Annotated in this window: 26 protein-coding genes, 10 tRNA genes and 3 pseudogenes; 10 read left to right on the forward strand and 29 right to left on the reverse strand. The window is 37.7% G+C overall.

The window, feature by feature from the left end; translation table 11 throughout:
• The first annotated feature begins 103 nt into the window (after positions 1-103).
• The 5 genes from SH603_RS06095 to SH603_RS06115 all read left to right on the forward strand — a co-directional run bounded on the left by SH603_RS06095 (position 104) and on the right by SH603_RS06115 (position 2,849).
• Positions 104-547 carry a DUF3290 family protein gene (locus SH603_RS06095; protein WP_169471672.1) on the forward strand — a complete coding sequence of 148 codons (444 nt, stop codon included), beginning with the start codon at positions 104-106 and terminating at the stop codon, positions 545-547.
• A gap of 9 nt (positions 548-556) precedes the next feature.
• On the forward strand, positions 557-1,195 hold the full coding sequence (locus SH603_RS06100) for a DUF421 domain-containing protein (protein ID WP_113896434.1): 639 nt from the start codon (positions 557-559) through the stop codon (positions 1,193-1,195).
• 75 nt (positions 1,196-1,270) lie between these two features.
• Complete coding sequence (locus SH603_RS06105) at positions 1,271-2,134, forward strand: alpha/beta hydrolase (RefSeq protein ID WP_169471670.1); 864 nt, start codon at positions 1,271-1,273, stop codon at positions 2,132-2,134.
• A gap of 1 nt (position 2,135) precedes the next feature.
• Complete coding sequence (locus SH603_RS06110) at positions 2,136-2,291, forward strand: hypothetical protein (protein WP_162859758.1); 156 nt, start codon at positions 2,136-2,138, stop codon at positions 2,289-2,291.
• Between the two features lie 75 nt (positions 2,292-2,366).
• A complete protein-coding gene (locus SH603_RS06115; protein ID WP_113896432.1) occupies positions 2,367-2,849 on the forward strand; it encodes a nucleoside 2-deoxyribosyltransferase in 483 nt (160 codons plus the stop codon).
• A 62-nt stretch (positions 2,850-2,911) separates the two neighbouring features.
• Here SH603_RS06115 and SH603_RS06120 read toward each other — a convergent pair whose 3' ends face one another.
• Positions 2,912-3,730: an HAD-IIB family hydrolase gene (locus tag SH603_RS06120; protein ID WP_169472923.1), complete on the reverse strand. Its 819-nt coding sequence runs from the start codon at positions 3,728-3,730 to the stop codon at positions 2,912-2,914.
• 38 nt (positions 3,731-3,768) lie between these two features.
• A complete protein-coding gene (locus tag SH603_RS06125) occupies positions 3,769-4,113 on the reverse strand; it encodes a LapA family protein (RefSeq protein WP_321533654.1) in 345 nt (114 codons plus the stop codon).
• 168 nt (positions 4,114-4,281) lie between these two features.
• Between SH603_RS06125 and SH603_RS06130 the strand changes: the two genes are divergently transcribed.
• Both SH603_RS06130 and SH603_RS06135 read left to right on the forward strand, forming a co-directional pair.
• Positions 4,282-4,353 (forward strand) — tRNA-Arg (locus SH603_RS06130).
• Between the two features lie 494 nt (positions 4,354-4,847).
• A pseudogene (locus tag SH603_RS06135) lies at positions 4,848-5,080 on the forward strand (helix-turn-helix domain-containing protein).
• Positions 5,081-5,135: 55 nt separating this feature from the next.
• On the opposite strand, the gene SH603_RS06140 reads toward SH603_RS06135, so the two are convergent.
• The 4 genes and pseudogenes from SH603_RS06140 to SH603_RS06155 form a co-directional block, all read right to left on the reverse strand.
• Positions 5,136-5,996 (reverse strand): alpha/beta hydrolase, encoded by an 861-nt coding sequence (locus tag SH603_RS06140; RefSeq protein ID WP_169477804.1) that lies wholly within the window; start codon positions 5,994-5,996, stop codon positions 5,136-5,138.
• A gap of 132 nt (positions 5,997-6,128) precedes the next feature.
• A pseudogene (locus SH603_RS06145) lies at positions 6,129-6,431 on the reverse strand (transposase); the annotation flags it as partial.
• 20 nt (positions 6,432-6,451) lie between these two features.
• Positions 6,452-7,582, reverse strand: coding sequence for an IS30 family transposase (locus SH603_RS06150; protein WP_013923736.1), 1,131 nt, complete (start codon positions 7,580-7,582; stop codon positions 6,452-6,454).
• A gap of 103 nt (positions 7,583-7,685) precedes the next feature.
• Positions 7,686-8,390 (reverse strand): annotated as a pseudogene (locus SH603_RS06155) (IS30 family transposase); the annotation flags it as partial.
• Between the two features lie 378 nt (positions 8,391-8,768).
• Between SH603_RS06155 and SH603_RS06160 the strand changes: the two are divergent.
• The gene (locus SH603_RS06160) at positions 8,769-9,302 is read left to right on the forward strand and encodes a DsbA family oxidoreductase (RefSeq protein WP_419182124.1); all 534 of its coding nucleotides are present in this window, start codon (positions 8,769-8,771) and stop codon (positions 9,300-9,302) included.
• Positions 9,303-9,435: 133 nt separating this feature from the next.
• Complete coding sequence (locus SH603_RS06165) at positions 9,436-9,789, forward strand: hypothetical protein (RefSeq protein ID WP_169473821.1); 354 nt, start codon at positions 9,436-9,438, stop codon at positions 9,787-9,789.
• A gap of 115 nt (positions 9,790-9,904) precedes the next feature.
• On the opposite strand, the gene SH603_RS06170 is transcribed toward SH603_RS06165, so the two are convergent.
• The 23 genes from SH603_RS06170 to SH603_RS06280 form a co-directional block, all read right to left on the reverse strand.
• Positions 9,905-9,976: transfer RNA gene (locus SH603_RS06170), tRNA-Gln, on the reverse strand.
• A gap of 59 nt (positions 9,977-10,035) precedes the next feature.
• Positions 10,036-10,108 (reverse strand) — tRNA-Val (locus SH603_RS06175).
• A 5-nt stretch (positions 10,109-10,113) separates the two neighbouring features.
• A tRNA-Glu gene (locus SH603_RS06180) sits at positions 10,114-10,185 on the reverse strand.
• Between the two features lie 17 nt (positions 10,186-10,202).
• Positions 10,203-10,273: transfer RNA gene (locus SH603_RS06185), tRNA-Gly, on the reverse strand.
• 185 nt (positions 10,274-10,458) lie between these two features.
• Positions 10,459-10,532, reverse strand: a tRNA-Pro gene (locus tag SH603_RS06190).
• A 6-nt stretch (positions 10,533-10,538) separates the two neighbouring features.
• Positions 10,539-10,624 (reverse strand) — tRNA-Leu (locus tag SH603_RS06195).
• Positions 10,625-10,640: 16 nt separating this feature from the next.
• Positions 10,641-10,712 (reverse strand) — tRNA-Gly (locus SH603_RS06200).
• 5 nt (positions 10,713-10,717) lie between these two features.
• Positions 10,718-10,789 (reverse strand) — tRNA-Glu (locus SH603_RS06205).
• Between the two features lie 230 nt (positions 10,790-11,019).
• Positions 11,020-12,306, reverse strand: coding sequence for an ISL3 family transposase (locus SH603_RS06210; protein ID WP_321533655.1), 1,287 nt, complete (start codon positions 12,304-12,306; stop codon positions 11,020-11,022).
• A gap of 206 nt (positions 12,307-12,512) precedes the next feature.
• Positions 12,513-13,277, reverse strand: coding sequence for an enoyl-ACP reductase FabI (fabI, locus tag SH603_RS06215; protein ID WP_321533656.1), 765 nt, complete (start codon positions 13,275-13,277; stop codon positions 12,513-12,515).
• 10 nt (positions 13,278-13,287) lie between these two features.
• Entirely contained in the window at positions 13,288-14,064 is a 777-nt protein-coding gene (gene accA, locus SH603_RS06220; protein ID WP_169472782.1) for an acetyl-CoA carboxylase carboxyltransferase subunit alpha, read from the reverse strand.
• Entirely contained in the window at positions 14,057-14,905 is an 849-nt protein-coding gene (accD, locus tag SH603_RS06225) for an acetyl-CoA carboxylase, carboxyltransferase subunit beta (RefSeq protein WP_169472783.1), read from the reverse strand. The genes accA and accD overlap by 8 nt, the downstream gene beginning before the upstream one ends.
• Positions 14,902-16,272: an acetyl-CoA carboxylase biotin carboxylase subunit gene (gene accC / locus SH603_RS06230; RefSeq protein WP_169477667.1), complete on the reverse strand. Its 1,371-nt coding sequence runs from the start codon at positions 16,270-16,272 to the stop codon at positions 14,902-14,904. The genes accD and accC overlap by 4 nt, the downstream gene beginning before the upstream one ends.
• Positions 16,273-16,280: 8 nt before the next feature.
• The gene (gene fabZ / locus SH603_RS06235) at positions 16,281-16,715 is read right to left on the reverse strand and encodes a 3-hydroxyacyl-ACP dehydratase FabZ (protein ID WP_035151122.1); all 435 of its coding nucleotides are present in this window, start codon (positions 16,713-16,715) and stop codon (positions 16,281-16,283) included.
• Complete coding sequence (locus SH603_RS06240) at positions 16,708-17,160, reverse strand: acetyl-CoA carboxylase biotin carboxyl carrier protein (RefSeq protein ID WP_169472785.1); 453 nt, start codon at positions 17,158-17,160, stop codon at positions 16,708-16,710. Before SH603_RS06240 ends, fabZ (SH603_RS06235) begins: the two co-directional genes overlap by 8 nt.
• Before the next feature lie 6 nt (positions 17,161-17,166).
• Entirely contained in the window at positions 17,167-18,399 is a 1,233-nt protein-coding gene (gene fabF / locus SH603_RS06245; RefSeq protein ID WP_321533657.1) for a beta-ketoacyl-ACP synthase II, read from the reverse strand.
• A 10-nt stretch (positions 18,400-18,409) separates the two neighbouring features.
• Positions 18,410-19,144: a 3-oxoacyl-[acyl-carrier-protein] reductase gene (fabG, locus tag SH603_RS06250; protein ID WP_169472787.1), complete on the reverse strand. Its 735-nt coding sequence runs from the start codon at positions 19,142-19,144 to the stop codon at positions 18,410-18,412.
• Positions 19,128-20,078 (reverse strand): ACP S-malonyltransferase, encoded by a 951-nt coding sequence (locus SH603_RS06255; RefSeq protein ID WP_321533658.1) that lies wholly within the window; start codon positions 20,076-20,078, stop codon positions 19,128-19,130. Before SH603_RS06255 ends, fabG begins: the two co-directional genes overlap by 17 nt.
• Positions 20,078-20,320 (reverse strand): acyl carrier protein, encoded by a 243-nt coding sequence (locus tag SH603_RS06260; RefSeq protein WP_321533659.1) that lies wholly within the window; start codon positions 20,318-20,320, stop codon positions 20,078-20,080. Before SH603_RS06260 ends, SH603_RS06255 begins: the two co-directional genes overlap by 1 nt.
• Before the next feature lie 19 nt (positions 20,321-20,339).
• Positions 20,340-21,314, reverse strand: a complete 975-nt coding sequence (locus SH603_RS06265; protein WP_321533660.1) for a beta-ketoacyl-ACP synthase III — start codon at positions 21,312-21,314, stop codon at positions 20,340-20,342.
• 19 nt (positions 21,315-21,333) lie between these two features.
• Positions 21,334-21,780, reverse strand: a complete 447-nt coding sequence (locus SH603_RS06270) for a MarR family transcriptional regulator (RefSeq protein WP_321533661.1) — start codon at positions 21,778-21,780, stop codon at positions 21,334-21,336.
• Between the two features lie 86 nt (positions 21,781-21,866).
• A complete protein-coding gene (gene fabZ / locus SH603_RS06275; protein ID WP_169472791.1) occupies positions 21,867-22,313 on the reverse strand; it encodes a 3-hydroxyacyl-ACP dehydratase FabZ in 447 nt (148 codons plus the stop codon).
• 118 nt (positions 22,314-22,431) lie between these two features.
• A complete protein-coding gene (locus SH603_RS06280; RefSeq protein WP_321533662.1) occupies positions 22,432-23,400 on the reverse strand; it encodes an IS30 family transposase in 969 nt (322 codons plus the stop codon).
• A 173-nt stretch (positions 23,401-23,573) separates the two neighbouring features.
• On the opposite strand from SH603_RS06280, the gene SH603_RS06285 reads away from it, so the two are divergent.
• Positions 23,574-23,647: transfer RNA gene (locus tag SH603_RS06285), tRNA-Pro, on the forward strand.
• Positions 23,648-23,714: the final 67 nt, after the last annotated feature.

Here is a 23,714-nt window from a genome sequence, read left to right on the forward strand (position 1 = left end):
TAGGTTTGGTTCACTTAATATGATACCTGATGTCACGCCGAATGGCGTTTTTTATTTACCACCAACTGGGTGGCTAACTTCATTCTATAATCCACCAAATAAATTGACATTTTATACAATTAGCTATTTATCAAACCACCAACATATGAATCAACTGTTTAATTATATTGCTATTATCATCTTTGTCCTTCTGATTGCAGTAATGGCATTTTTATATTTACGGCATCGCCTTATTACCCGTTATCGTGATTTAGGGATAATTTTCTTTTTGCTATTATTACTCTTTATTGGCTTTCAAGTTACCGATATGGAAAAAAGTACGACCCAGCAATCTCAAACAACTCAAATGATTCCTTTTATTAAGGCAGTTGCTCGGGATCATGATGTTTCTCCACAAAAAGTAGTTGTTAACTCCACGATTCTAACGGATGGGATTCTTGTCCGGATTGAAGATCGCGATTATCGCGTCAATTTAAGTCAAACGGGAGATAACTATACCCTTACACGAGCACATGTTGTTAATCATCAAGTTAATTTAATGAAGTAGGAGAGAGACATGGATAATTATTCATTGATCATTATAAAATTTGTTCTTGGAATGTTATGTTTGATTCTTCAGATTAATTTACTGGGAAAGGGGAATCTCGCACCAACTTCTGCTATTGATCAAGTTCAAAATTATGTTTTAGGTGGGATCATTGGCGGAATCATTTACAACGGTGAGATTTCCGTTCTTGAGTTTATAATGGTACTTTTGATTTGGACATTAATTGTATTTATTGTAAAGTTTGCAAAGGATCATAATATTTGGGTAAGAAGAATCATTGATGGACGGCCACAAATATTAATCCAAAACGGCAAAGTATTGGTTGAGAATTGTATGCGGGCAGGGATCAGTGCTAATGACCTTATGTTTCGTCTTCGTGGTCATGGAATCTATGAAGTTGCTAAGGTTAAAAGCGGAATTTTAGAACAAAATGGTCAGCTTGTAATCATCGAAAATGATGAAGCAAATGTTCGCTTCCCATTAATTAATGATGGCCAGATTAATATTGATGTAATGGAATTGATTCATCATGATGAACAGTGGGTATTTGAACAAATTCATAAAGCAGGTTATGACAGTGTTGATGACATCTATCTTGGAGAATATATTAATGGCAAATTAACTTTAATACCATATCCAAAAGCTTAAAAGATCATCCTCTTTATAATTTTCAAGCGTATAATAAGAGTAAAATACAAAATGAAATGATAAGAAGATGATTTGATGAAAAAATCGTTCAAAATTGCCGGAATTAGTATTGGTAGCCTAATTCTTTTTGCTTTTGGTATTCAAGGTTTCTTATTACGCGGAACTCCTGGTCAGCACCTTTCACCACAAAATTATCAAAGTAACCTGGAGTATTCTTCTATTCCCACCTTGCTTATTCCTGGTTGGGGTGGAAGCACAATTACTTATAATAAGATGATTAAGTACTATCAGCAAAAAAATATTGCGCAAAAAGTTTTAACGATCTGGGTTGCCCCTAATGGACGTATCTGGACTGAGGGGGACTTTCACGGGCAAAAGAATGCCTTAATTCAAGTTTTATTTACTTGGAACTATAATGGTACCTACCATCCACAGATCAAGCAATTAACGGGTGTTCTAAATTATTTGCAGAAACACTATCATATGCAGAAAATTAATGTTGTTGCCCATTCATATGGGGGAACAGAATTTATTCACGCTTATATGGGCTCAAAATATCTTCAAGACCATATGCGGTTAAATAAAGTAGTCTTTTTAGGGGTACCAGTTGAAGAAAGCCTTAGCGATCAGTTAAAATACCGCTATCATTTGGTTGATAAATCGACGGACAAGAATTTTCACCAATTATTTTTGGAGATGAAAAATTGGCAGCTGAATTATCCTGTTGAGATTTATAATTTAATGGGTAGTGAAGAAGACAGTAAAACAACTGATGGTGCTGTTCCGCATATCCAATCAGAAATGTTAAAATCATTAATTAAAGCCCATCCATCAATTGAGTATCATCAAAAAGTGTATCCCCAAACCACTCACTATCAATTACATCATCGAACAAAAATTTTAAACAGTATCGCTAACATTTTATGGGGAAGGAATTAAAATGAATAAAGAACACGGTCAAGTAACAGGAATTATATGGCGTGGACCTGATGATTTAGCCCTATACCAACGATTAAAAGAATATGCAGATAAAAAAGGTATCTCAGTTTCAAAGGCAGCTAAGCAGTTAATTATTACCGCTCTCAATAAAGATTAAAAAATCCTAATTGGTGAAGAGCATAATTCCATGATAGAATTTTAATTGAACAAAAATTAAAGGGGAGTTCACTTAATGACAAATCAAAAAAGTAAGACAGTATATTTCTGTGCAGGATGGTTTACTGACAAGCAAAATAAAGCTTACGCAGACGCGATGAATGCGATTAAAGCTAATCCTACAGTAGATGTAGAAAATTCTTATGTACCATTACAACACCAATATAAAGGATTGCGGGTTGATGAACATCCAGAGCTTTTGCAAGATCGCGAATGGAGTACAGCAACTTACAACGGTGATCGTGTCGGAGTTTCAACTTCTGATATGCTGTTAGCAGTCTACATTCCTGAAGAAGAGGATGTAGGAATGGGTGTTGAATTAGGAATGGCACGCGCACTAGGCAAATATATTATGGTAGTGATTCCTGATGAGGACTTTGGTAAACCAATTAATTTAATGAGTTGGGGAATTGCAGATAATTTCATTAAAATGTCAGAACTTCCTAATTACGATTTTAATAAACCATCTTACAATTTCTACGATGGTGGAGTATATTAAGAAAAAAGATGTGCGATTTCAACTCGCGCATCTTTTTTTGAATGCTAGTTTACATAATATCTCTAACGGTTAATAAATTGATGCTCAATCTCTGACAATAGACCAGCATGATTGTTATCGTATTTTGTCACTTTATCAGCAACTTTCAGCAGATCAGCAGTGGCGTTTTTCATTGCATATCCATAACCAGCTTTTGATAGCATCTCAATATCATTTGAAGTATCCCCGAAAGCAACTACTTGATCTAGGGTTCCGTTTAAGTAGTTTTCAACTAGTCTTTTTAATCCCAAGGCCTTATTTACACCTGCTGGTAGGATATCAATACCATAAGCCCCACTATAAGTTGCTTGAATTAAGCCTGAAAACTGTTCATTTAATTGATTTACATATCCTTGGATAATAGTTTGGGGTAATTTGCGTTTGGCCCAGCCAATGTTTAAGTTGTAGATTGGTTCAGTGATTTTTTGAAGATCAGAAAAATATGTGTGGTGGGGATAAAAAGGGACTGGAACATCTCGATACTGCTCAGCCAGGATTGTTTGTGTTTCGCCAGATAAAGATAAGATATCAGGGTTAGGAAACGTATGCTTAATAAAAGTATGAAGCTGTTGCAGTGTCGTAATTGAATGAGTCTTGCCGTAGACAGATTTGCCGTTTATTATCAGCCGTCCGCCATTTTCTGCTACAAATTCTTTTACAAGTGGACAAGGCTGAAAGATCGTAGACAATGCATCGTAACTATTCCCACTCGCAATAATAAAGTGGTAGTTTTGTTGTTGTAATAGTTCAATATCTTTATTTAAACGGTTAACGTCAAATTTATCATTATCATCTAGTAAGGTACCATCAACATCGATCGCAATAAAACGATATTTTCCCATTTAATTACCTCTCTGAAACACTAATTTGTAGAAGAATCTTATGGCTTTTCTACGGAAGTTTGACTTTTAAGTCGTTGCTTTAACTGTGCATTTTCTTTTTGCAGTTGATCAATCTTTTTCTGATACTTTTTTAATTCGTCCTTACTAACACGCGATGATTGTAATTCTTTTAATTGCTTATTAGTTTTGAGGTGATTGGAAAATGATAGTAAGTAAATAATAATAGCCCCAATAAGTAAACAGATAAAAATTAGCAGCACCAGGGGCGTTTTTACTTGGGCTCCAAAAAGATTGACTACTACGGATGCTGTATTTAATAGTGCAAAGATTGCAATTATAATTAGAATAACGATTGAAACAATGGTTGTGGATTGCTTTTTCATGGAAAATTCCCCCTCATATTTTTAGTGACATATCTATTATATTAACTTAAGAAGTGCTGGTAAAGGAGAAGGGGGAATAAATAAGCGTCATCGGTATTTGTACTTTTTAAATAAAATTGACAAATTATCTTTATTTTTTTAATAAATGCGCTAAAATAGAAATATAAGGCGTCCTTAGTGTAATGGATAGCACATGAGATTTCGGTCCTCATGATCCGAGTTCGACTCTCGGGGGACGCATTTTTGTAAGATTGTATAAAAAAGAAGCTCCGATAAAGCGCTGATATAGCGGCATTTCATCGGAGCTTTTGTTTAGTTAAAATGGTATGAAATGGTGAAAGTTTGTAAAGTTGGGGAACATTTGGGGAACATCGGCAATTTTTGTGCACTAAAAATAATCATTGCCGTAAATTTATTGGTGATTATTTCGAGAAAATTTCACAAAGTAAACAAAAGCAGGATAAAGCAATTTATTTAAAAATGCGCCATCAAATCAAGATGCTACAAGCTCTTGGTCCTGTGTTACATACCCCACAAGCAAAAAAATTAAAGGGTTATAGGTATCAACTATAGGAGTTACGACCTATGCCGGAAAGAGTATTTTATGGAGTGTGGAAGAAAAATAATTTTGTATTATTAAATCATTATACTAAGGAAAAGGATGAAACAGATCCTCGTCAGATAGGAAGAGCCTTGTCGCTACTTGACGATTGGTACGGAAGGAAGGGCAAATAATGAGAAAATGGGAAGATATAGATAGGCATCAAACGGTTGCAACAAAAGAGGAATTATCGATTATTGATACCTTGTCTTTTTTAGAAGCACAAAGAATTAAACAGGGCATTTCGCAAACAGAATTTGCCAAAAAATCGATATGACACAACCTCAATTGGCTAAAATCGAGAATTTAGATTCAATTCCAACGCTGCCTACATTAAATAAATATGCTGCAATAATTGGAAGCTAAGCAAAGGAACAACAACTATCTATTGATTTAGAGAAAAAGAAAGGCAAGAAGTGATCTATGGCCGAGTTAAATACTTATCTAAAAAATCCATTACAATTTTAAATATCTGTGGTTGAAGGAATCTTACATCCATGTGACTTGCACCTTCAATTTCGTATAATTCAGCAGGAACGTTGTTTTCAACTAATGCATCATAAAGCTTTTCACTATCTTTGATTGGAACAACGACATCTTCTGTCCCATGAAAGATAAGAAAGGGCGTAGAATTAGAATTTACATAGGTGAGGGGATTTGCGGCAGAATCAAGCTCAGGAGCGTTTTCAGGCTCAGCGCCAAGCAAGTTACGGTAAACAAAATCAAAATCGTTTGATGCACTTCCTGTTTTAGCGGTTAAGGGATCAACCACACCATAAAAAGGAACTGCTACTTGAACATCACTAGAGTAATCTAAATTAGCATCCTTGTCGAATTGGTTAAGACCGTTAGTAACACCTAGCATACTTGCCATATGACCACCAGCTGATTCTCCCATCGCAATAAACCGATTAGGATCAGCTTGAAAGCGCTTGGCATTAGCTCTTATATAACGAATGGCAGCCTTAGCATCTTCCAATTGCCCAGGAAACTGAACTTTATTGCTATCACGATATTCGACACCAACAATAATATAACCATGCCGAGCAAAATCAACCAAATTCGGCAGATGAACATTGTGATCAGTATCCATCCAGCCACCACCAGCAAACCAAAAAATTACTGGATAACGTGTATCATCATTAGTTTGAAAATGCCGAATGACTGAAAGCTTCAAATCTCGCGTTGTATTACCAAGCCATCCAGGAACTTGCGTATACGTAATATCTGAATCTAGCCATAAACCGTCACGTACTTGATCAACTTTAAGCGTATGTTTCATGATAAAAACTCCTTTTAAAATACTTTTGACATAGACTTCAGCAATAGTATTACATAAATCTTTTAAAACATAAATCAAAAGTATTAGTTTTGTTTAGAAAAAGTTTTATTAAACCTGAAATGTCAATTTAAATTAGAAAAAAGGTGAAAGTTGTTCTTCTGTGACATGACTCAAGAATACTTCTAATGGTGTACGATAATTAAGAGATTTTCGTGGGATATTGTTGCGACGATGCATTAGCTGAGTGACTAGTTCGTCTGGTAAATCGCGAAAATCTAGCTTTTTACTAAGACCATCACGACGCAAGAGGCCGTTATTATTTTCGTTTAACCCTCGTTGATTGGGAGCACCGACTTCCGCAAAATAGGTGTGAAGATCATACTTATTGGCTATTTCTCGCCATCCAGCAAATTCTTTCCCGTTCCTAAATTTCAAGAATAAGTTAGCCACTGGACTCAAATAAATAATACTGACCAATTGATTATTGGTTGATGGAGCTGTGATATCTCTTGGTAGAAGGCCTTACGATAGATATCCATTGACGAATGTCCATTAAACATAGCTCGTGGATAGTGATTCATCCAATCATTAGTCGCTATGATCTGAGCACTACTATAGTTATTTATAGCTTCACCTTTGGTAATCTCCTTGCGGAGAAACCGGTTATTGATCTCATTGGATCCACGTTCCCAAGGGGAATACGGATCAGCATAGAAAACATGATCGTGAACTTGTGTTAACTCACTAAATTCTGAACCGTTGTCAGAGGTTATTGTCTTAAAGATGCGATAGTAAGCATCTGTGCCCATTTTCTGGCGTAAATTTATAAAGAACTGATTTACTGCATGCGCAGTTTTACCAGCAATTTTACTCGTGATATTAACTCGTGAAAGGCGATCAGTCATTACTAGTACAACACTGTCATTACCGTTTTTCTGTCCCTGAACTGTATCTAGTTCCCAATGGCCAATTTCGGACCGTTGGTCCGCAGTTTGAGGTCGTTGAGCAATATTAGGCCCTAAGCACCTTTTAGCTTGCGGATGAGTTCGATGATGCTTACGTTTAGGTTTTTCAAAGAGGTCTAAATTGGACGTACGAAGCACACCCTCATTAATCCATTGATATAAAGTTACAACCGACTTTGGGATCAGGGTGCCATCATTCATTAAATCTCGAGCCTTATAAATAACCGCTTGTGGGGAGTAATGGTGGTCGTCAAACTCACCAAGCATTAGCTGATCAGCTAATCGTAAAAATTGCTTTGAAGAATAATATAAGCGACGACGACCAGAATGGCGGTGATGTTCAAGATATGTGGCCTGACCAGCTTCATAACTATAGATGTAGTAAGAATATTCGTAAATCTTACCATTAGATTTTTGACGACGAAGTTGGCGGACCGTACCACGGTTGAGCTCGTTATTAATTGTTTGATGATTAACTCCTAATTGGCGACCAATTGCGCGATTGGAAAGTCCTTGCGACTTTAAAGTCGCAATCATCACACGTTCTTCTTTAGTAAGATGAGCATTCTTTTTATGAGTAGTCAATAAACTAGTAGACATGGTATCATTTAAGTGCGTCATTTGACGGACATCCTTTCATATAGGTTTGGTTCACTTAATATGATACCTGATGTCACGCCGAATGGCGTTTTTTATTTACCACCAACTGGGTGGCTAACTTCATTCTATAATCCACCAATTCTTTCCCGTTATCAAAAGTAATTGATTTAACAAAGTGACGTGGCAGTTTAGCGAGCCATTGATCAAGCTGACAATTCACTGCTTCGTCTGTTTTATGATGAATATTAAGGACAATCATTACTTTGGATTGTCGCTCTACTAGCGTCATTACCGCTCCGCGGTGAGCTTTACCTTGAACTGTATCAGCTTCAAAGTGCCCAAATTCATGTTGGTAATGCGGAAAATCACGATATCGTTGATAGATACTGCGTCCTAATTGGCCAGCTTTACCACGATGTTCCACATAGCCATTGGGATGGCGTTTTCCTTTCATCGGTAGCTGTTTAACGGAAAAGCCATACTGATTGCGGGCAAACATGCGATAAAGGGTGCGCATACTGCAGCTAATTGGGTGTTCATGACGACCAATAATAGTATCAGGAGTCCAACCTGCCTTGATTTGCGCATGGATATAGTTAACTTCGATAGTTGGCAGTTGGGTCTGCTTCCGACCACAACGACGCTTATGACGCTGATAAGTCTGAAGATATTGGTCGATGGTTTTACCGTCGTTGAGGAAACGATAAACACGATAGATGGTTTCTTGACTACGCTGAAGTAATTTAGCAGCCCGATAAGCTTTAGTACCTTGATACCAAAAATCAGCTATGAGAGTTAATTCACGTGTGGTAAGATGTTTATAGGTCATTTGTGATTGCCTTTCTTTTGATTAGGGATATTCAAAAGTCTATCACAAATGGCTTTTTATTTTTTCTAACTTAATTTTACAAACGACGAAAGTTAAAAATAAGCATTAAATAAATTCTTTTGAGAAAGCTAAAAATTGATATTCTGGGGGGGAAAAAATTTTAAATTCAGTCGCATTAAAACTATAATTTTAATGACAGGTTAATTTTAAAATAAATCGTTCCCTCTTTACGTATTTACTAGCAACTTCGCTTATTTTATGGTTAGATTAAATTAATATATATTTATAAGGAGCGATCATCTATGGAAATTCAATACTGGGCTGATACAACGAGCACTTAAAGAATTAAAGATTGCCGATCAGACACCATTAAAATTTATATCATTTCAACTAGATCCAACGTTGCCAACAACAACTGATTTATCAATGACAGAATATTATGCAAAAGCTCATCAACTAACTAAGCAAGAAGCTGCTACACAAATACAAAAAATTGATCAACTTGCTGCCGATATTGATTTACCAATTAAAATGGAAAATGCGGTTCCTGTTAATACATTAGCTGCTCATCGCTTAATAAAATACATTGAAAGTTTAAATGACCAAGCATTACTTAATAAAGCTGTTAAACGCCTTTATCAACTTTATTTTAATGATAATGAATCAATCGCGGACTATGAAGCTCTAACTGGTGCAATGAATGAAATTGGATTACCTGTTGCTGATGTTAAAAAAGTTCTTGAATCTAATCAGTATGAAGATGAGGTTCGAAAAAACGAACGGCGCGCATTTATGATTGGAATGCCAAGTGCACCGTTATTTGTGATTAATAATAAGTATTCAATCACTGGTGCGCAACCTTACGAAGTATTTTTAGAAGCCTTGAAAAAAGTAAAAAATACAACTAAATAGGATTCAAGCAAATCAGAAGCTAATTTTCTGGTTTGCTTTTTTATTCCCCCTGCTCTATTTGTAAATAGAAAAACTGTAATTCTTTATAAATTCTAATCATCCGGGTAGAATAAGACTTGAGGAGGTCTTTAGAATGAAGGCAACAAAACTTATTGTAGGAATTATTATGATTGTGTTAGCCATTATTATATTTGTTCAATCGATTGTAAGAGGTTTTGGGAATCCTAATCCTGCAATCCATATTTATGCCGGAACAGCCGAATTAATTGTTTCGCTATTATATCTGGCATCAGGAATCGTCTATATCGCTACTTGTGGTATTGATAGTTTAGGTGGCGATATTGCTGGATTATCGATGATGCTAATCAGTTGGGTTTTAGGTTTGTTAACGTGTACTATCTATCTTCCATTGCAACTATGGGCATGGTTGGCTTTAATTATCGGAGTCGGCTTCTTTGTCTGGCATACTATGTTACGACATGAATAAATTATGCTAATTATTGGGCAATCCAATGATGTTCGCTTTTAGCCTACGTTATTAGATTGCCTATTTTTTCTAAATAAAAAAACAGCGAGTAATTTTACTCACTGTTTTAGACTAATTGGGCTAGCTGGATTCGAACCAGCGCATGACGGTACCAAAAACCGTTGCCTTACCGCTTGGCTATAGCCCAATTATATTAAAATGTTGAACAACTATTAAATTGTTCAGAACAACTATTAAATTGTTCAATGGAGGATACAGGGCTCGAACCTGTGACCCCCTGCTTGTAAGGCAGATGCTCTCCCAACTGAGCTAATCCTCCAAAAGTGACCCGTGCGGGATTTGAACCCACGATACCAGCGTGAAAGGCTGGTGTCTTAACCACTTGACTAACGGGCCATATTAAATTAATTAAAAGCGGGTAACGAGAATCGAACTCGCGACAACAGCTTGGAAGGCTGTGGTTTTACCACTGAACTATACCCGCATATCAGCAATGAATATTATATTATCAAGTTATCCTATAAAAAGCAATACTTTTTTCAAAAAAAGTTTGTTTTATTTCAAAAAACTAATTAATGGCTGCTTTAGTACCGCTTGTTACAAAGTAAAAATCAAATTTTGACTACAAAAAAACAGCTAAGAAGATTGCCTCTTAGCTGTTTAGCCAGATCGGGAAAACAGGATTCGAACCTGCGACCCCCTGGTCCCAAACCAGGTGCTCTACCAAGCTGAGCTATTTCCCGAAATAGTGCCGAGGACCGGGATCGAACCGGTACGGTTATCACTAACCGCAGGATTTTAAGTCCTGTGCGTCTGCCAATTCCGCCACCCCGGCATAATAGAACTGACTAAGCGGAAGACGGGATTCGAACCCGCGACCCCCACCATGGCAAGGTGATGTTCTACCACTGAACTACTTCCGCAAAAGTGACCCGTGCGGGATTTGAACCCACGATACCAGCGTGAAAGGCTGGTGTCTTAACCACTTGACTAACGGGCCATTTTTTAAATATATTAAACAACTTTTCTCAAAATTGTTAACTCGTCTTTCACAACGTTATTAATAATAACAACTGATCTATAAAATAGCAAGAACTTTTTTTATTTTTTCTAAAAAGTTCTTGCTATTGTTATATTTTCCGGCTCTACGTCAAGTAGTGTTGATACGCAAATATGAATTTTCGCCAATTAAATTGGTCTAGTTAGAATCGTCATTCGTGGCGGTTCTTTTTAGTTAGTTTGAATTTGGTGGCCAATAATTAAATAAATCCGCGTTTTAAATGCCGTAAAGTAACGATAACCACAGGCAACTCGTTTGATAGTTTTAATTCGATTATTAATCCCTTCGGTTCGACCATTTGAGAACTTCGTCTCAAAGCCACGCTTAATTCCCTCTTTATAGCGCGCTAAAACTTGACAACGGTGGATTGTATAATGGCTGACACTGTCTGGCCGGAGTTTAAGTAATTGAAAGAAAGTTGTAAAATCACGTTGATTGTAAGCACGCTTCAAGGATTGAATAAAATTATAGGTGGCTCTTAACTCTTGGTCATACGCTAACATTAAGTCTAAGATCATAATGGAATTAACAACGCGATTAAAATAACGTCCTTCGTAATAAACTTTTGTACTTAAATTTTCCCGATCTTGAAGAAATAGCCGCCAATAACGTTTAAGGCGCCGAGCTTGTTTCTGCTCCGCAGAATCACCTTTTCGCAAACGATTGAAGACATGAATTCGCACATGATTCATCGTATCATTAAGGTGTTTGGCAATATGAAAGCGATCATAGATGATTTGAGCACAAGGAAAAACGGTTTTAACTAGTTGATCATAAGCAGCGTTCATATCCATTACCAGATATTTTACCCGGCAACGGGCAGCACGTGTAAACTGTTGATAATGCTTAAATAAACTACGTAATCGCCGATCTTCAAGGAGTTCAAATAAGCAACTCCGATCACCATCAACAGCGATGAAACTCATCTTACCTTTAGCGCTCCGCATTGATTTAAATTCATCAATACATAGTGTTTCCGGTAGATAGTTTAAATTCGGCTTGTATTGATCAGCGAGGTCCAAAAGGACCCGCTGGACCGAAGCTTCACTGATAAACAAATCATGGGCAATATCTTTAATTGTTTGAATTCGCGTTAACCGAAGAATAATTTCACGCCTTAAATCACGACTAATTGTTCGTTGCTTTTCAAAAAGATAACTAGTCGCATTAAATGTTGTATGGCAGTCAGGACATTGAAAACGTTGAGTATTAACAAGCAACATTAATGGTTGAGCCCTAAATTGTCCATATTTGTATTTAGCTTGATAAAAACCATATTTTAAGATTTGTCCACGATTAATAACGCCACAATTTGGACAAGCACGCGGGATATAAGAAAGGGTACAGGATATTTGTGCCACCCGAACGTTTTTAATTGATTTATATTTAAGCCAATGATGAGGAAAATTTAAATGAGGGTCTGTTAAATTGAGGAGAGTCCTTGTATCATTATCCATGGAGGTTACCTTCTTTACTATGTGATTTGGCGATTTCATTGTATCAGAGGGCATGCCTCTTTTTTAGTTTAAAAACAAAAAATCTAGTATTGGTATAGAAAGTGATATTTCTATATCAACACCAGATATTGTAGAGCCTATTTTCCTTCTAAAAGACAGCAAAAAGACTGAAAAATCTCATTTCTCAGTCTTTAAAATTTATATTCTTAAATTAAATGTACCCCCTTATCAACATAAATGGTGTCGCCAGTAACTCCAGTTGATAAATCGCTCATTAAGAATGCACACACGTTCCCAATTTCGCTAATAGTTACATCTTCTCCATCAACAGTTCTTGCTTGGGACATCCTTAAAAGTTCATCATGACCTTTAATACCTGTAACTGCTAATGTCTTAACCGCTCCAGCAGAGATTGCATTAACACGGATTCGTTTTTGTCCTAAATCCCGTGCTAAATAGCGAACACTAGCTTCAAGGGCAGCTTTAGCAATTCCCATTACATTATAGTTAGGAATAGCACGTTCAGAGCCAAAATAGGTTAAGGTAACAATACTTGCAGGAGTATTTAATAGGTTTAGCTGATTAGCAAGTTTAGTGACAGCAATAAGGGAATAAGAAGAAATATCTTGCGCGATTGCATAACCTTTGCGACTAGCACCAAGAATTGAGCCAGCTAATTCTTCTTTTTGGGCAAAAGCAATTGCGTGTACAATCCCATCTACTTTTGTAAAACGTTCTTTAATATTTGTAAAGGCTTGTTCAATACTTTCATCATTCGCTACATCACATTCAATTAATCGATTTTCATCATCTACTAACCGTTGTAGGCTTTTTTTCATTTTGGAATTCTGATAAGTATAGATAATATGGGCACCTTGTTCAGCCATCATTTGTGCACATCCCCATGCAATAGAACGCTTATTAGCTACTCCCATAACAACGATCTTTTTTCCTGTTAATATATTTCCCATATTATCCTCCTTAAAACTTTCGATAACGTTTTTTTCTATTTGCTAGAAGTTGATTTGGCGATAATTCTTGCAGTTTGTTTAATCGCTTTAGTAAAACCTGCTCGATATTTTTGCAAGTTTGTTGGTGCTTTTCGCTTTCTGGAATAATTCCTTCAATAATCCCTTGTTTTAATAAAGCTTGCGGCACCATTTGCATTAATTCTGCCGCTTTATCTGCCTTCGTACTATCTCTCCACATAACGGAGGCAAACCCCTCAGGAGATAAAATAGAATAAGTACTATTTTCTAACATCCATACTTCATCTCCACATGCCAACGCTAAGGCTCCCCCACTACCTCCTTCACCATAAATAATCGTGATAATTGGAATAGCAAGCTGACTTATTTGTAAAATATTTTGGGCAATCGCACTACCTTGCCCGTTTTCTTCGGCTTCCTTGCTAGGAAATGCTCCTGCGGTATTAACAAAACAGAATATAGGTCGCTTAAATTTAGCTGCTTGCTTAATTAAACGGAGTGCCTTGCGATAACCACTAGGCATTGGTGAGCCAAAATGCTTTATAATTTTCTCGTCTGTTGTTTTTCCTCGATCGGTGGTAATGACGGTGACTGCTTGCTGATGGAAAGTAGCAATTCCACCAACGATTGCAGGATCATCCCCGCCTGCCCGGTCGCCATGCAACTCAACAAAATCTGGGAAAATATTTTGAATAATCTCCATCCCCGTAATTTTATTGTCGCTGCGAGCACGTTTAACAATCTCGCTTGCTGATAATTGTTCATTCATTAGCAACGCTCCCTGTTTTTAATAGCCATTCAAGCAGCTTTTTTTCATCTTGACGTTTTACAATTCGATCAATAAACCCATGATGCAGGATGTTTTCAGCTGATTGGAGGTCGACAGGAATTTGCTGGTGGATCGTCTGCTCAATAACGCGACGGCCAGCAAAGCCAATAAGTGCATGAGGCTCAGCGAGAATAATATCTCCGTCCATCGCGAAACTAGCAGTTACTCCACCAGTTGTTGGATCAGTTAATACCACGATGTATAAAAGGCCGGCAGCAGCATGCTCATTTATTGCTTGTGAAACCTTCGCCATTTGCATTAACGACATAATTCCTTCTTGCATCCGTGCCCCACCTGAAGCGGTGAATAATACTACTGCTTGTCGATGGGTAGTTGCATATTCAAATAAGCGCGTTATCTTTTCACCTGTAACAGTTCCGAGTGATCCCATAATAAATGTTGGATCCATAATGCCTAGTGAAAATAGCTGATCATTAATTGAAGCTTCACCAGTTAGGACTGAATCATTCAGCTTAGTTTGGCTTTGGAGTTTGCTGATTTTTTCTTGATATCCAGGAAAATGTAACGGATTCTTTGTTTGGAGATCCTTATCAAATTCTTTAAACGAATCCGCTAACCATGAGAGTCGATGACGGGCAGGTATTCGTAATCCATATTCACAGTTAGGACAAACAGCATATTGAGTTAACTGCTTGGCAAATAGTAATTGATGACAATGTGGACACCTTAACCACATTTGATCTGGGACCCTTTCATCAGCATTTTTATCTGCTTTGATGTGCCGTTCACTTAAAGTATTATTTTGATCATATAATTTCACGCTGTCAGCCCCTTCTTCCATTGCGGCAAGAAAGAGTCTTCAAGAAACGTTGTTGAAGCCGTTCCTGCCAAAAATTTAGGATTGTTTAGGATTGCTAAATGGAAATTTTGGTTGGTTGTTATGCCCATAATTACCATTTCATTTAAAAGTCGTTTGATTTTTTCAATAGCTTCTTGGCGATCTTGACCAAGGGCAATTACCTTCGCGATCATTGAATCATAATAAGGAGTGATCTTGCTGCCAGGATAAATAGCAGTGTCAATTCGCATCCCCAAATTACCGACTGGGAGATACAGGTAATTAATCGTTCCAGTCACTGGCGTAAAGTTTTGCTTAGGATTTTCAGCATTTATCCGACACTCAATTGCATGTCCATGAACCTGAATATCCTGTTGGGTAAAGGGAAGTGGTTCATTCGCAGCGACAATAACCTGTGCCTTCACTAAATCGATCCCAGTTACCATCTCCGTCACTGTATGTTCAACCTGAATACGAGTGTTCATTTCCATAAAGTAAAAGTGATGGTCCTTATCCATTAGAAATTCTATTGTCCCCGTATTATGATAGTTAATCGCATTAATGGCTCGCATGGTAATCTGTCCTAGCGTTTTTCGCTCTTGTTCATTTACTAGGACACAAGGACTTTCTTCAATCAATTTTTGTTTATTCCGTTGAATCGAGCAGTCTCGTTCAGGAAAGAAAACGGCATTGCCAAAATTATCACGAAATACTTGGACCTCAATGTGTTTAACATTCTCCATAATCTTTTCAAGGTACATTCGGTCATCATTAAACGAAAGACGGGCTTCGTTTTGGGCCTCACTAAATATTTGCCGCATCTGGTTATGATCGTTAATTCGTCGGATCCCTTTACCGCCACCACCAGCAGCTGCTTTTAACAAAATTGGATACCCAATCTTATTTGCAACCTCAACAGCGTCATTAACATTGGTAATATAGTCATCACTTCCAGGAATTACAGGCACCCCTGATTTTTTCATTTGCTCTCGTGCGTGCTCCTTGTTTCCCATTAAGTCAATAACTGAGGCTTGGGGACCGATGAACGTAATTCCGCATTCTTCACACATTGTCGCGAAGTCCGCATTTTCTGATAGAAAGCCAAAACCCGGATGGATCGCCTGGGCACCTGTACCAAGAGCAGCTTCCAAAATATTTTTTGCATTCAAATATGAATCTTGGGCCCGGGCGGTTCCAACGCATACAGCTTCATCCGCTAGTTGAACATGAAGACTTTCGCGGTCTGCAGTTGAATAAATAGCTACTGTCTTAATTCCTAGTTCCCGTAATGACCGTATTATCCTGACAGCAATTTCACCACGATTGGCGACTAGTACTTTGGAAAACATCAAACCACCTACCCAATCATAAAAGTTAATTCGGCTGTACAGGCTTTTTTACCATCAACCGTTGCAATGCCTTTACCAATTCCAATGTTTTTATGAACTTTTTCTAGGTTGACTTCTAATCTTAACGTATCACCAGGGCGGACTACTTTACGAAATTCTGCTGACCTAATCCCACCAAAATAGGCTGTTTTCCCTTGGAACTCTTCTTGAGATAAGAGAGCGACAGCACCTGTTTGCGCCAATGATTCAACAATCAATGCTCCTGGTAAAACTGGATTTTTGGGGAAATGACCATTAAAAACCTCTTCATTAATCGTGACATTACGCCGTGCAATGGCCTTCTTACCAGGAATTAATTCATCAACTTGGTCAATTAGTAACATTGGGTAACGATGCGGAAGGATTTTTTGAATTTCAGTTATATCTAAAGTTTTATTAGTCATTATCTTTATCCTCCTGAACTGAGAAAAGCGGTTGTTCTACTTCAACTAATTCTTCATTGCTTACACAAATTGAAGTAATGATTCCGTTAAAAGGGCTTTTTATCTCTGTCATCATTTTCATTGCTTCAATCACACAAACAACATCCCCTTTTTTTACATGGTCGCCACTTCTAACATAGGGATCTGCATCGGGGGTTGGCTGGAGATAGACAGTTCCGACTAGGGGCGCAGTTATATTTTGCGAAGGTAAAGTTGGTTGTTCGTTTGTTTTTTTCTTAACTGAAGTCGTTTGCTCTGTTTTTTCGGTTGTTATAAGATTTTCATGCTTGTGGGTTTGCTTATTTTTGCTTAAATAGAGCTGAAAGGAATCTTGATTTATTTCTAATTCACGAATATCAGAATCTTCAAAATTTTGCATTAATGTTTGAATTTCTTTAAATTCCAAGATAGATCACTCCCATTTCTTAAAGGCTAAAACAGCATTATGACCACCGAAACCAAAAGAATTGCTTATTGCGTAACGGGCATTTGATGCGTCACTATTTTCTGCCGTCACAAGGTTAACTGAGCACTTCGGATCTTGGTTAAAACAACCTATATTCAACGGTAATTGTCCCTTTTGTAAAGCGGCTACTGTTAAGACTGCCTCAATTGCTCCTGCAGCCCCAAGCAAATGGCCAGTCATTCCCTTCGTTGAACTGACACGAACATTGCTATCAGGACCAAATACCTGATTGATTGCTTTAGATTCGCCTTCATCATTAGCATGAGTAGCAGTTCCGTGGGCATTAATATAGGAAATTTCGCTAGGACTAATTCCAGCTTCTTTAATTGCAAGTTCCATTGCTCTTGCCGCCCCTGCACCAGTTGGATCAGGGGATGTAATATGGTAAGCGTCCGAGGTAGCACCATAACCGACAATCTCACCAAGAATGTTAGCACCGCGTTTTTGCGCATGCTCAAGCTCCTCTAAAACAAGTGTTGCACCGCCTTCGCCCAAAACAAATCCTTGACGTGCTTTATCAAATGGCAAGGAAGCTTTAAGTGGATCAGTTGCTTGTGATAGGGCTGTTAATGCCGCAAAGCCAGCAATTCCGATCTCATTTACCGAAGCCTCTGATCCACCGGCAATCATTACTTTGGCGCGTCCTTCTTTAACTTGACGAAAGGCTTCTCCAATTGCATTAGTTCCAGTGGCGCAAGCAGTCACAATCGATGTACAAATATTTTGCGCATTAAAGTGAATGGAAATATTACCGGCTGCCATGTTAGCAATTGACATTGGAACAAACATTGGCGATACCCGTCTAGGACCCTTATCATGCATTTTGATAATTTGCTCTTGAATAGTTGTCAAACCGCCAATTCCAGATCCATAGATAACACCCATGTCGACTGGCTTGGTATTTGTTTCGTTAATCTCCGCCATTTCCATTGCTTCAATAGCGCTTTGTAAGGCGTACTGAGAATAAAGATCCATTCGGCGCGCAGCTTTTCTCCCGATGACATCATTAGGGTCAAAATCGTCAATTTCACCCGCTACGGTAATTCCTGTCGGCTTGGCATCAAATTTCTTGATCGCTTTAATTCCAACTTTGCCTGCAAAGCTATTACTTATAAATTCTTGAATACCATTACCATTAGGAGCAACAGCACCCATTCCTGTTATTACAACTCTTGTCATTTAGTTCCTCCTAAATTGTCATTCCACCGTCAACTACAATGGTTTGACCGGTCAAATAATCGTTTTCTGCTAAAAATTTTGCGGTCTTAGCAATTTCTTCTGGCTGTCCTAAGCGGTTGAGGGGGATGAGACTGAGAATTTGTTCTTTTACTCGCTCAGATAATTTTTCAGTCATATCACTAGTAATCATTCCGGGAGCAATCGCATTGCAACGAATTCCACGGTGTGCTCCTTCTTGGGCAATAGATTTAGTAAGGCCGATGATACCTGCCTTGCTTGCCGCATAATTAGCTTGTCCCGTATTACCATGGAGACCCACAATACTAGCAAGGTTAATAATGCAACCGGCTCTTTTTTTGAGCATCTTCTTAAAAATAGGTTGCGTTAACATAAATGTTCCGCGTAAATTAACATTGATGACCTGGTCAAAATCGCTCAATTTCATTCCCATCATTAACTTATCATTCGTGATTCCCGCATTATTGATAAGAATGTCGATCTTCTCGTATATTTGCCAAGCCGCTGCTGCTAATTCACTAACTGATTCTTCGTTTGCAATATCGCCCTTAAGGTAGTGATATTCCGTCCCTAGTAGATCTAGTTTTTCTTTAAGCGCTTTTGGTAAGTCATCTTGACGCCCATTGAGAATTAGCCGACTACCAGCCTTAGCAAACTCTAATGCAGTAGCTGCCCCAATCCCGCGTGTGCTTCCGCTTATAAAAACGACTTTATCTGTCAGTTCCATCTTTTTGCTCCTTTATAAAATTTTCATAATCAACAAGACTTTCAATGTGTTGGGTATTTAAGTGCCGGTCAACTTGGTGAGCAAAGCGAGATAACGTCTTTCCAGGACCAATTTCTAATGTTGTGTCAATTTTCGCGTGCTTGACTAAATTCTTAACATTAGCTCCAAAGTGTGTTGGAACAGCTAATTGTTTTTCAAGAATTCCTGGAAGATCCTCCCAATGAAACAAGCTGTTAGTAGTATTGCTAATAACTTCAATCTGTGGTTCATGGAAGTCAACCGTTTGTAACCGGTTATGCATCTGTTGACGAGCACCGTTAAAGAAAGGAGTATGAAATGCACCATTAACTTTGAGCAGAATCATTCTTTTAGCAAGCTTGTCTTCTTCCATCTTTTTAAGGGTAGCCTTTAAGTCGGTTAATGCCCCGCCCACTACGATTTGTCGTGGTGAATTATAGTTGGCAATATAAACCCGCTGACCGTTTTCTTGTTGAGCGGTGATTAGTTCTTTTATTTCTTGAAGTTGAGGGTCAAGGACAGCTACTAACGTACTTATTTCCCTATCCGCGTCTTGTTGCATAAAGCGAGCACGATCCGCAACTAGTTTGATTCCTTCTTCAAACGAAAGTGAATTACTAGCAATTAAGGCAGCGTACTCGCCTAAGGATAGGCCGATCATCCCCTTAATTGGTAGTTGCGGTAAATCCCGTTTTAACATTCGGTAGATTCCATAACTAACTGTTACAATTGCTGGTTGAACATATGCTGTTTTATTCAACTCGTTATGCTCGTTTTTCATAATTTTGAGTAAATCAAGCTCACAAATATCACTTGCCCGACTAACAATCCTTGAAAAAAGGGAGTCGGCCATAAGCTCGACTCCCATTCCCGATCGCTGTGCACCTTGACCGCTAAATAATATTCCGTAGTACATTATTTTTCATCCAATTGTTTCTTTACGAAATCAACAACGTCACTAATAGTCTCAATTCCTTCATCGGCATCTAATTCAATCTCAAACTTATCTTCAAGTTCATTCATAATTTCGAAAACATCAAGACTGTCAGCATCTAGATCATCTTTAATTCGCGCGTTCATTGTTACACGATCTTCGTCAACATTTAATTCATCAACAGTAATAGTTTTTACAGTATCAAAAATTTCTTCTCTAGTCATATTCATTCTTCTTTCTCTATTAATAATTTAAAATTATTGTTCCTGTACTTAAACCGCCGCCAAAACCACTCATTGCAATAATGTTACCTGGTTTAACCAATTCATGAGCAACAACTTGAGTCAATAAAATTGGTTCACTAGCGGCGCCCGTATTTCCATATTCACTAATATTCATTGGAAACTTTGTAATTGGTTGCGCCAGTCTCTTTGCAATTTGAGTAATTATCCGTTCATTTGCCTGATGTAATAAAAAATAATCGATATCGTCTAATTTTAAATTAGCTTGTTGAACGGCAGAAGCAATTGAGCGCGGTACTTCATGAGTAGCAAAACGATATACGTCACGACCGGCCATCACAAAAGGTGAAAGGGATGTTAGTTGCTTAGGGAAGCCAGCTTTAGGCGTTGTTTTTCCGGCAATAATTTTATCTCCCAACTCACCAAATGTATGAAGATCACGGCCGAGAATTAAAGGAGTTGCCGTAGTTGTCTTTTGAAGTAACACTCCGCCAGCCCCATCGCCGAACAATACGGCAGTACGTCGATCTTTCCAGTCAATCAGTTTTGATAATACTTCTGCACCAATTACCATTGCATTTTGCCAATTAGAGCTTTTCAACATTAATTCAGCTGTATTAATGGCATAGATAAAACCAGTACAAGCTGCTGAAATATCAAACGCAATTGCATTTTTCGCTCCTAATCTTCCTTGAACAATGGCAGCAGTTGACGGCGTATAGGCATCAGGAGACATCGTTGCAATAATAATTAAATCAAGTTCAGTTGCTTTCAAATTGGCATTAGTCAATAACTGGTTACCAACATTAAAAGCCAAGTCTGAAGTATTTTCAGTGTTGCTGATATAACGTTGATGAATTCCAGTCCGCGTTTTAATCCACTCATCTGAAGTATCCACAATAGTTGATAATTGTTGGTTAGTAATATTAAGTGGTGGATGATAACTCGCAGTACTAGTAATTCTTAAATTTTGCAATGTTTGTCAATCCTTATCTCTAAGCATGCTCATCCACAAAATCTTCTAAGTTTTGCAAGGCTTTTTTAACAACCTTCATTTCTTCATCATTCATTCCTTTGAGAAAACGTTCAACCATCATGTTATGAAAGGCCCGGTGCGCACGATATAGTACCCGTCCTCTTTTGGTTAAACGTAACCGAACAATGCGGCGATCATCTTTATCACGAATTCTTTCAACATATTCTTTTCGAATTAAACGGTCAGCCATTGAAGTCATTGTTCCTGGAGTTAGATGAAGCTTTTCTGCTACTTGAGAAATTGTTTGATGGTTATACATCGTAATTGCATCAATTGCATGCATCTCTTTAATTGTTAAATCATTGAATGTACTTTTCCGTAACTCATTTTCTTCAATCCATAGAATTCCGGAATAGACTTTGATTAATCCTTTATTGATTTTTTCGTAATCATTATCTTTACTCATAATATATTTCTTCCCTTCAATTTTATTCTATAGCCCCGAATAATTTGATTATCAAAATATATTATAAATGATAATGATTCACCATGCTAAATCTTTTCTTCTCGTTCAGCAACGATAAAGACAAGTTCTGCATTACAAGCTATTTTGTCGTTCACAAGCGCTTGTGTTTCCACAATTCCCATTGATGATCGAACTTTTTTCATAACAACATTTAGTTTTAATACATCACCAGGACGGACCATTTGTCGAAACCTCGCTTTATGAATTGCGCCAAGATAAGCTGTTTTCTTATAAAAATGCGGTGATTTTAATATCAAAATTGAAGCAGCTTGGGCCAATGTTTCGATAATTAAAACTCCAGGCATAACAGGATTATTAGGAAAATGACCGCGAAAAAATGATTCGTTAATTGTGACATTTTTTGTTGCGGTAATCTTTTCTTCAGGAACTAATTCGTCTACATAATCGATGTAGCAAATCGGATATCGATTAGGAATTAATTCCATAATCTCCTGCGTATTCATTATTGCCAAAAAGATTCACCTGCCTTCAAAAAATATTTCGAGTATCAAAATATTCGATGATCAAATTATATTCAAAAATATTTTGAATGTCAAATTATTTTTATATCACCTGAAATGTCAATTTAAATTAGAAAAAAGGTGAAAGTTGTTCTTCTGTGACATGACTCAAGAATACTTCTAATGGTGTACGATAATTAAGAGATTTTCGTGGGATATTGTTGCAACGATGCATTAGCTGAGTGACTAGTTCGTCTGGTAAATCGCGAAAATCTAGCTTTTTACTAAGACCATCACGACGCAAGAGGCCGTTATTATTTTCGTTTAACCCTCGTTGATTGGGAGCACCGACTTCCGCAAAATAGGTGTGAAGATCATACTTATTGGCTATTTCTCGCCATCCAGCAAATTCTTTCCCGTTATCAAAAGTAATTGATTTAACAAAGTGACGTGGCAGTTTAGCGAGCCATTGATCAAGCTGACAATTCACTGCTTCGTCTGTTTTATGATGAATATTAAGGACAATCATTACTTTGGATTGTCGCTCTACTAGCGTCATTACCGCTCCGCGGTGAGCTTTACCTTGAACTGTATCAGCTTCAAAGTGCCCAAATTCATGTTGGTAATGCGGAAAATCACGATATCGTTGATAGATACTGCGTCCTAATTGGCCAGCTTTACCACGATGTTCCACATAGCCATTGGGATGGCGTTTTCCTTTCATCGGTAGCTGTTTAACGGAAAAGCCATACTGATTGCGGGCAAACATGCGATAAAGGGTGCGCATACTGCAGCTAATTGGGTGTTCATGACGACCAATAATAGTATCAGGAGTCCAACCTGCCTTGATTTGCGCATGGATATAGTTAACTTCGATAGTTGGCAGTTGGGTCTGCTTCCGACCACAACGACGCTTATGTCGCTGATAAGTCTGAAGATATTGGTCGATGGTTTTACCGTCGTTGAGGAAACGATAAACACGATAGATGGTTTCTTGACTACGCTGAAGTAATTTAGCAGTCCGATAAGCTTTAGTACCTTGATACCAAAAATCAGCTATGAGAGTTAATTCACGTGTGGTAAGATGTTTATAGGTCATTTGTGATTGCCTTTCTTTTGATTAGGGATATTCAAAAGTCTATCACAAATGGCTTTTTATTTTTTCTAACTTAATTTTACAAACGACGTCATTTAATTCTTAATGCTTGCAAATTAAAATATTTCTTTACTATTTAATTGAGAATTGGTAAAATAATATTTGTTCGTTATTAACGGGAAATAGCTCAGCTTGGTAGAGCACCTGGTTTGGGACCAGGGGGTCGCAGGTTCGAATCCTGTTTTCCCGATAGGTTTAGAGAGTCGTTGAAAGTTTTCTTTCAAGCGGCTCTTTTTAGTATCAAGGAGGATATAAAA

Source organism: Limosilactobacillus reuteri, assembly GCF_034259105.1.
Lineage (GTDB): Bacteria > Bacillota > Bacilli > Lactobacillales > Lactobacillaceae > Limosilactobacillus > Limosilactobacillus reuteri_G.

What these genes read in the sequence shown, in the direction of transcription:
- SH603_RS06100 (WP_113896434.1), top strand. Translation starts at nt 557, where the DNA reads ATGGATAATTATTCATTGATCATTATAAAATTTGTTCTTGGAATGTTA.
- SH603_RS06105 (WP_169471670.1), top strand. Translation starts at nt 1,271, where the DNA reads ATGAAAAAATCGTTCAAAATTGCCGGAATTAGTATTGGTAGCCTAATT.
- SH603_RS06110 (WP_162859758.1), top strand. Translation starts at nt 2,136, where the DNA reads ATGAATAAAGAACACGGTCAAGTAACAGGAATTATATGGCGTGGACCT.
- SH603_RS06115 (WP_113896432.1), top strand. Translation starts at nt 2,367, where the DNA reads ATGACAAATCAAAAAAGTAAGACAGTATATTTCTGTGCAGGATGGTTT.
- SH603_RS06120 (WP_169472923.1), bottom strand. Translation starts at nt 3,730, where the DNA reads ATGGGAAAATATCGTTTTATTGCGATCGATGTTGATGGTACCTTACTA.
- SH603_RS06125 (WP_321533654.1), bottom strand. Translation starts at nt 4,113, where the DNA reads ATGAAAAAGCAATCCACAACCATTGTTTCAATCGTTATTCTAATTATA.
- SH603_RS06140 (WP_169477804.1), bottom strand. Translation starts at nt 5,996, where the DNA reads ATGAAACATACGCTTAAAGTTGATCAAGTACGTGACGGTTTATGGCTA.
- SH603_RS06150 (WP_013923736.1), bottom strand. Translation starts at nt 7,582, where the DNA reads ATGACGCACTTAAATGATACCATGTCTACTAGTTTATTGACTACTCAT.
- SH603_RS06165 (WP_169473821.1), top strand. Translation starts at nt 9,436, where the DNA reads ATGAAGGCAACAAAACTTATTGTAGGAATTATTATGATTGTGTTAGCC.
- SH603_RS06210 (WP_321533655.1), bottom strand. Translation starts at nt 12,306, where the DNA reads ATGGATAATGATACAAGGACTCTCCTCAATTTAACAGACCCTCATTTA.
- fabI (WP_321533656.1), bottom strand. Translation starts at nt 13,277, where the DNA reads ATGGGAAATATATTAACAGGAAAAAAGATCGTTGTTATGGGAGTAGCT.
- accA (WP_169472782.1), bottom strand. Translation starts at nt 14,064, where the DNA reads ATGAATGAACAATTATCAGCAAGCGAGATTGTTAAACGTGCTCGCAGC.
- accC (WP_169477667.1), bottom strand. Translation starts at nt 16,272, where the DNA reads ATGTTTTCCAAAGTACTAGTCGCCAATCGTGGTGAAATTGCTGTCAGG.
- fabZ (WP_035151122.1), bottom strand. Translation starts at nt 16,715, where the DNA reads ATGACTAATAAAACTTTAGATATAACTGAAATTCAAAAAATCCTTCCG.
- fabF (WP_321533657.1), bottom strand. Translation starts at nt 18,399, where the DNA reads ATGACAAGAGTTGTAATAACAGGAATGGGTGCTGTTGCTCCTAATGGT.
- fabG (WP_169472787.1), bottom strand. Translation starts at nt 19,144, where the DNA reads ATGGAACTGACAGATAAAGTCGTTTTTATAAGCGGAAGCACACGCGGG.
- SH603_RS06255 (WP_321533658.1), bottom strand. Translation starts at nt 20,078, where the DNA reads ATGTACTACGGAATATTATTTAGCGGTCAAGGTGCACAGCGATCGGGA.
- SH603_RS06260 (WP_321533659.1), bottom strand. Translation starts at nt 20,320, where the DNA reads ATGACTAGAGAAGAAATTTTTGATACTGTAAAAACTATTACTGTTGAT.
- SH603_RS06270 (WP_321533661.1), bottom strand. Translation starts at nt 21,780, where the DNA reads ATGAGTAAAGATAATGATTACGAAAAAATCAATAAAGGATTAATCAAA.
- SH603_RS06280 (WP_321533662.1), bottom strand. Translation starts at nt 23,400, where the DNA reads ATGACCTATAAACATCTTACCACACGTGAATTAACTCTCATAGCTGAT.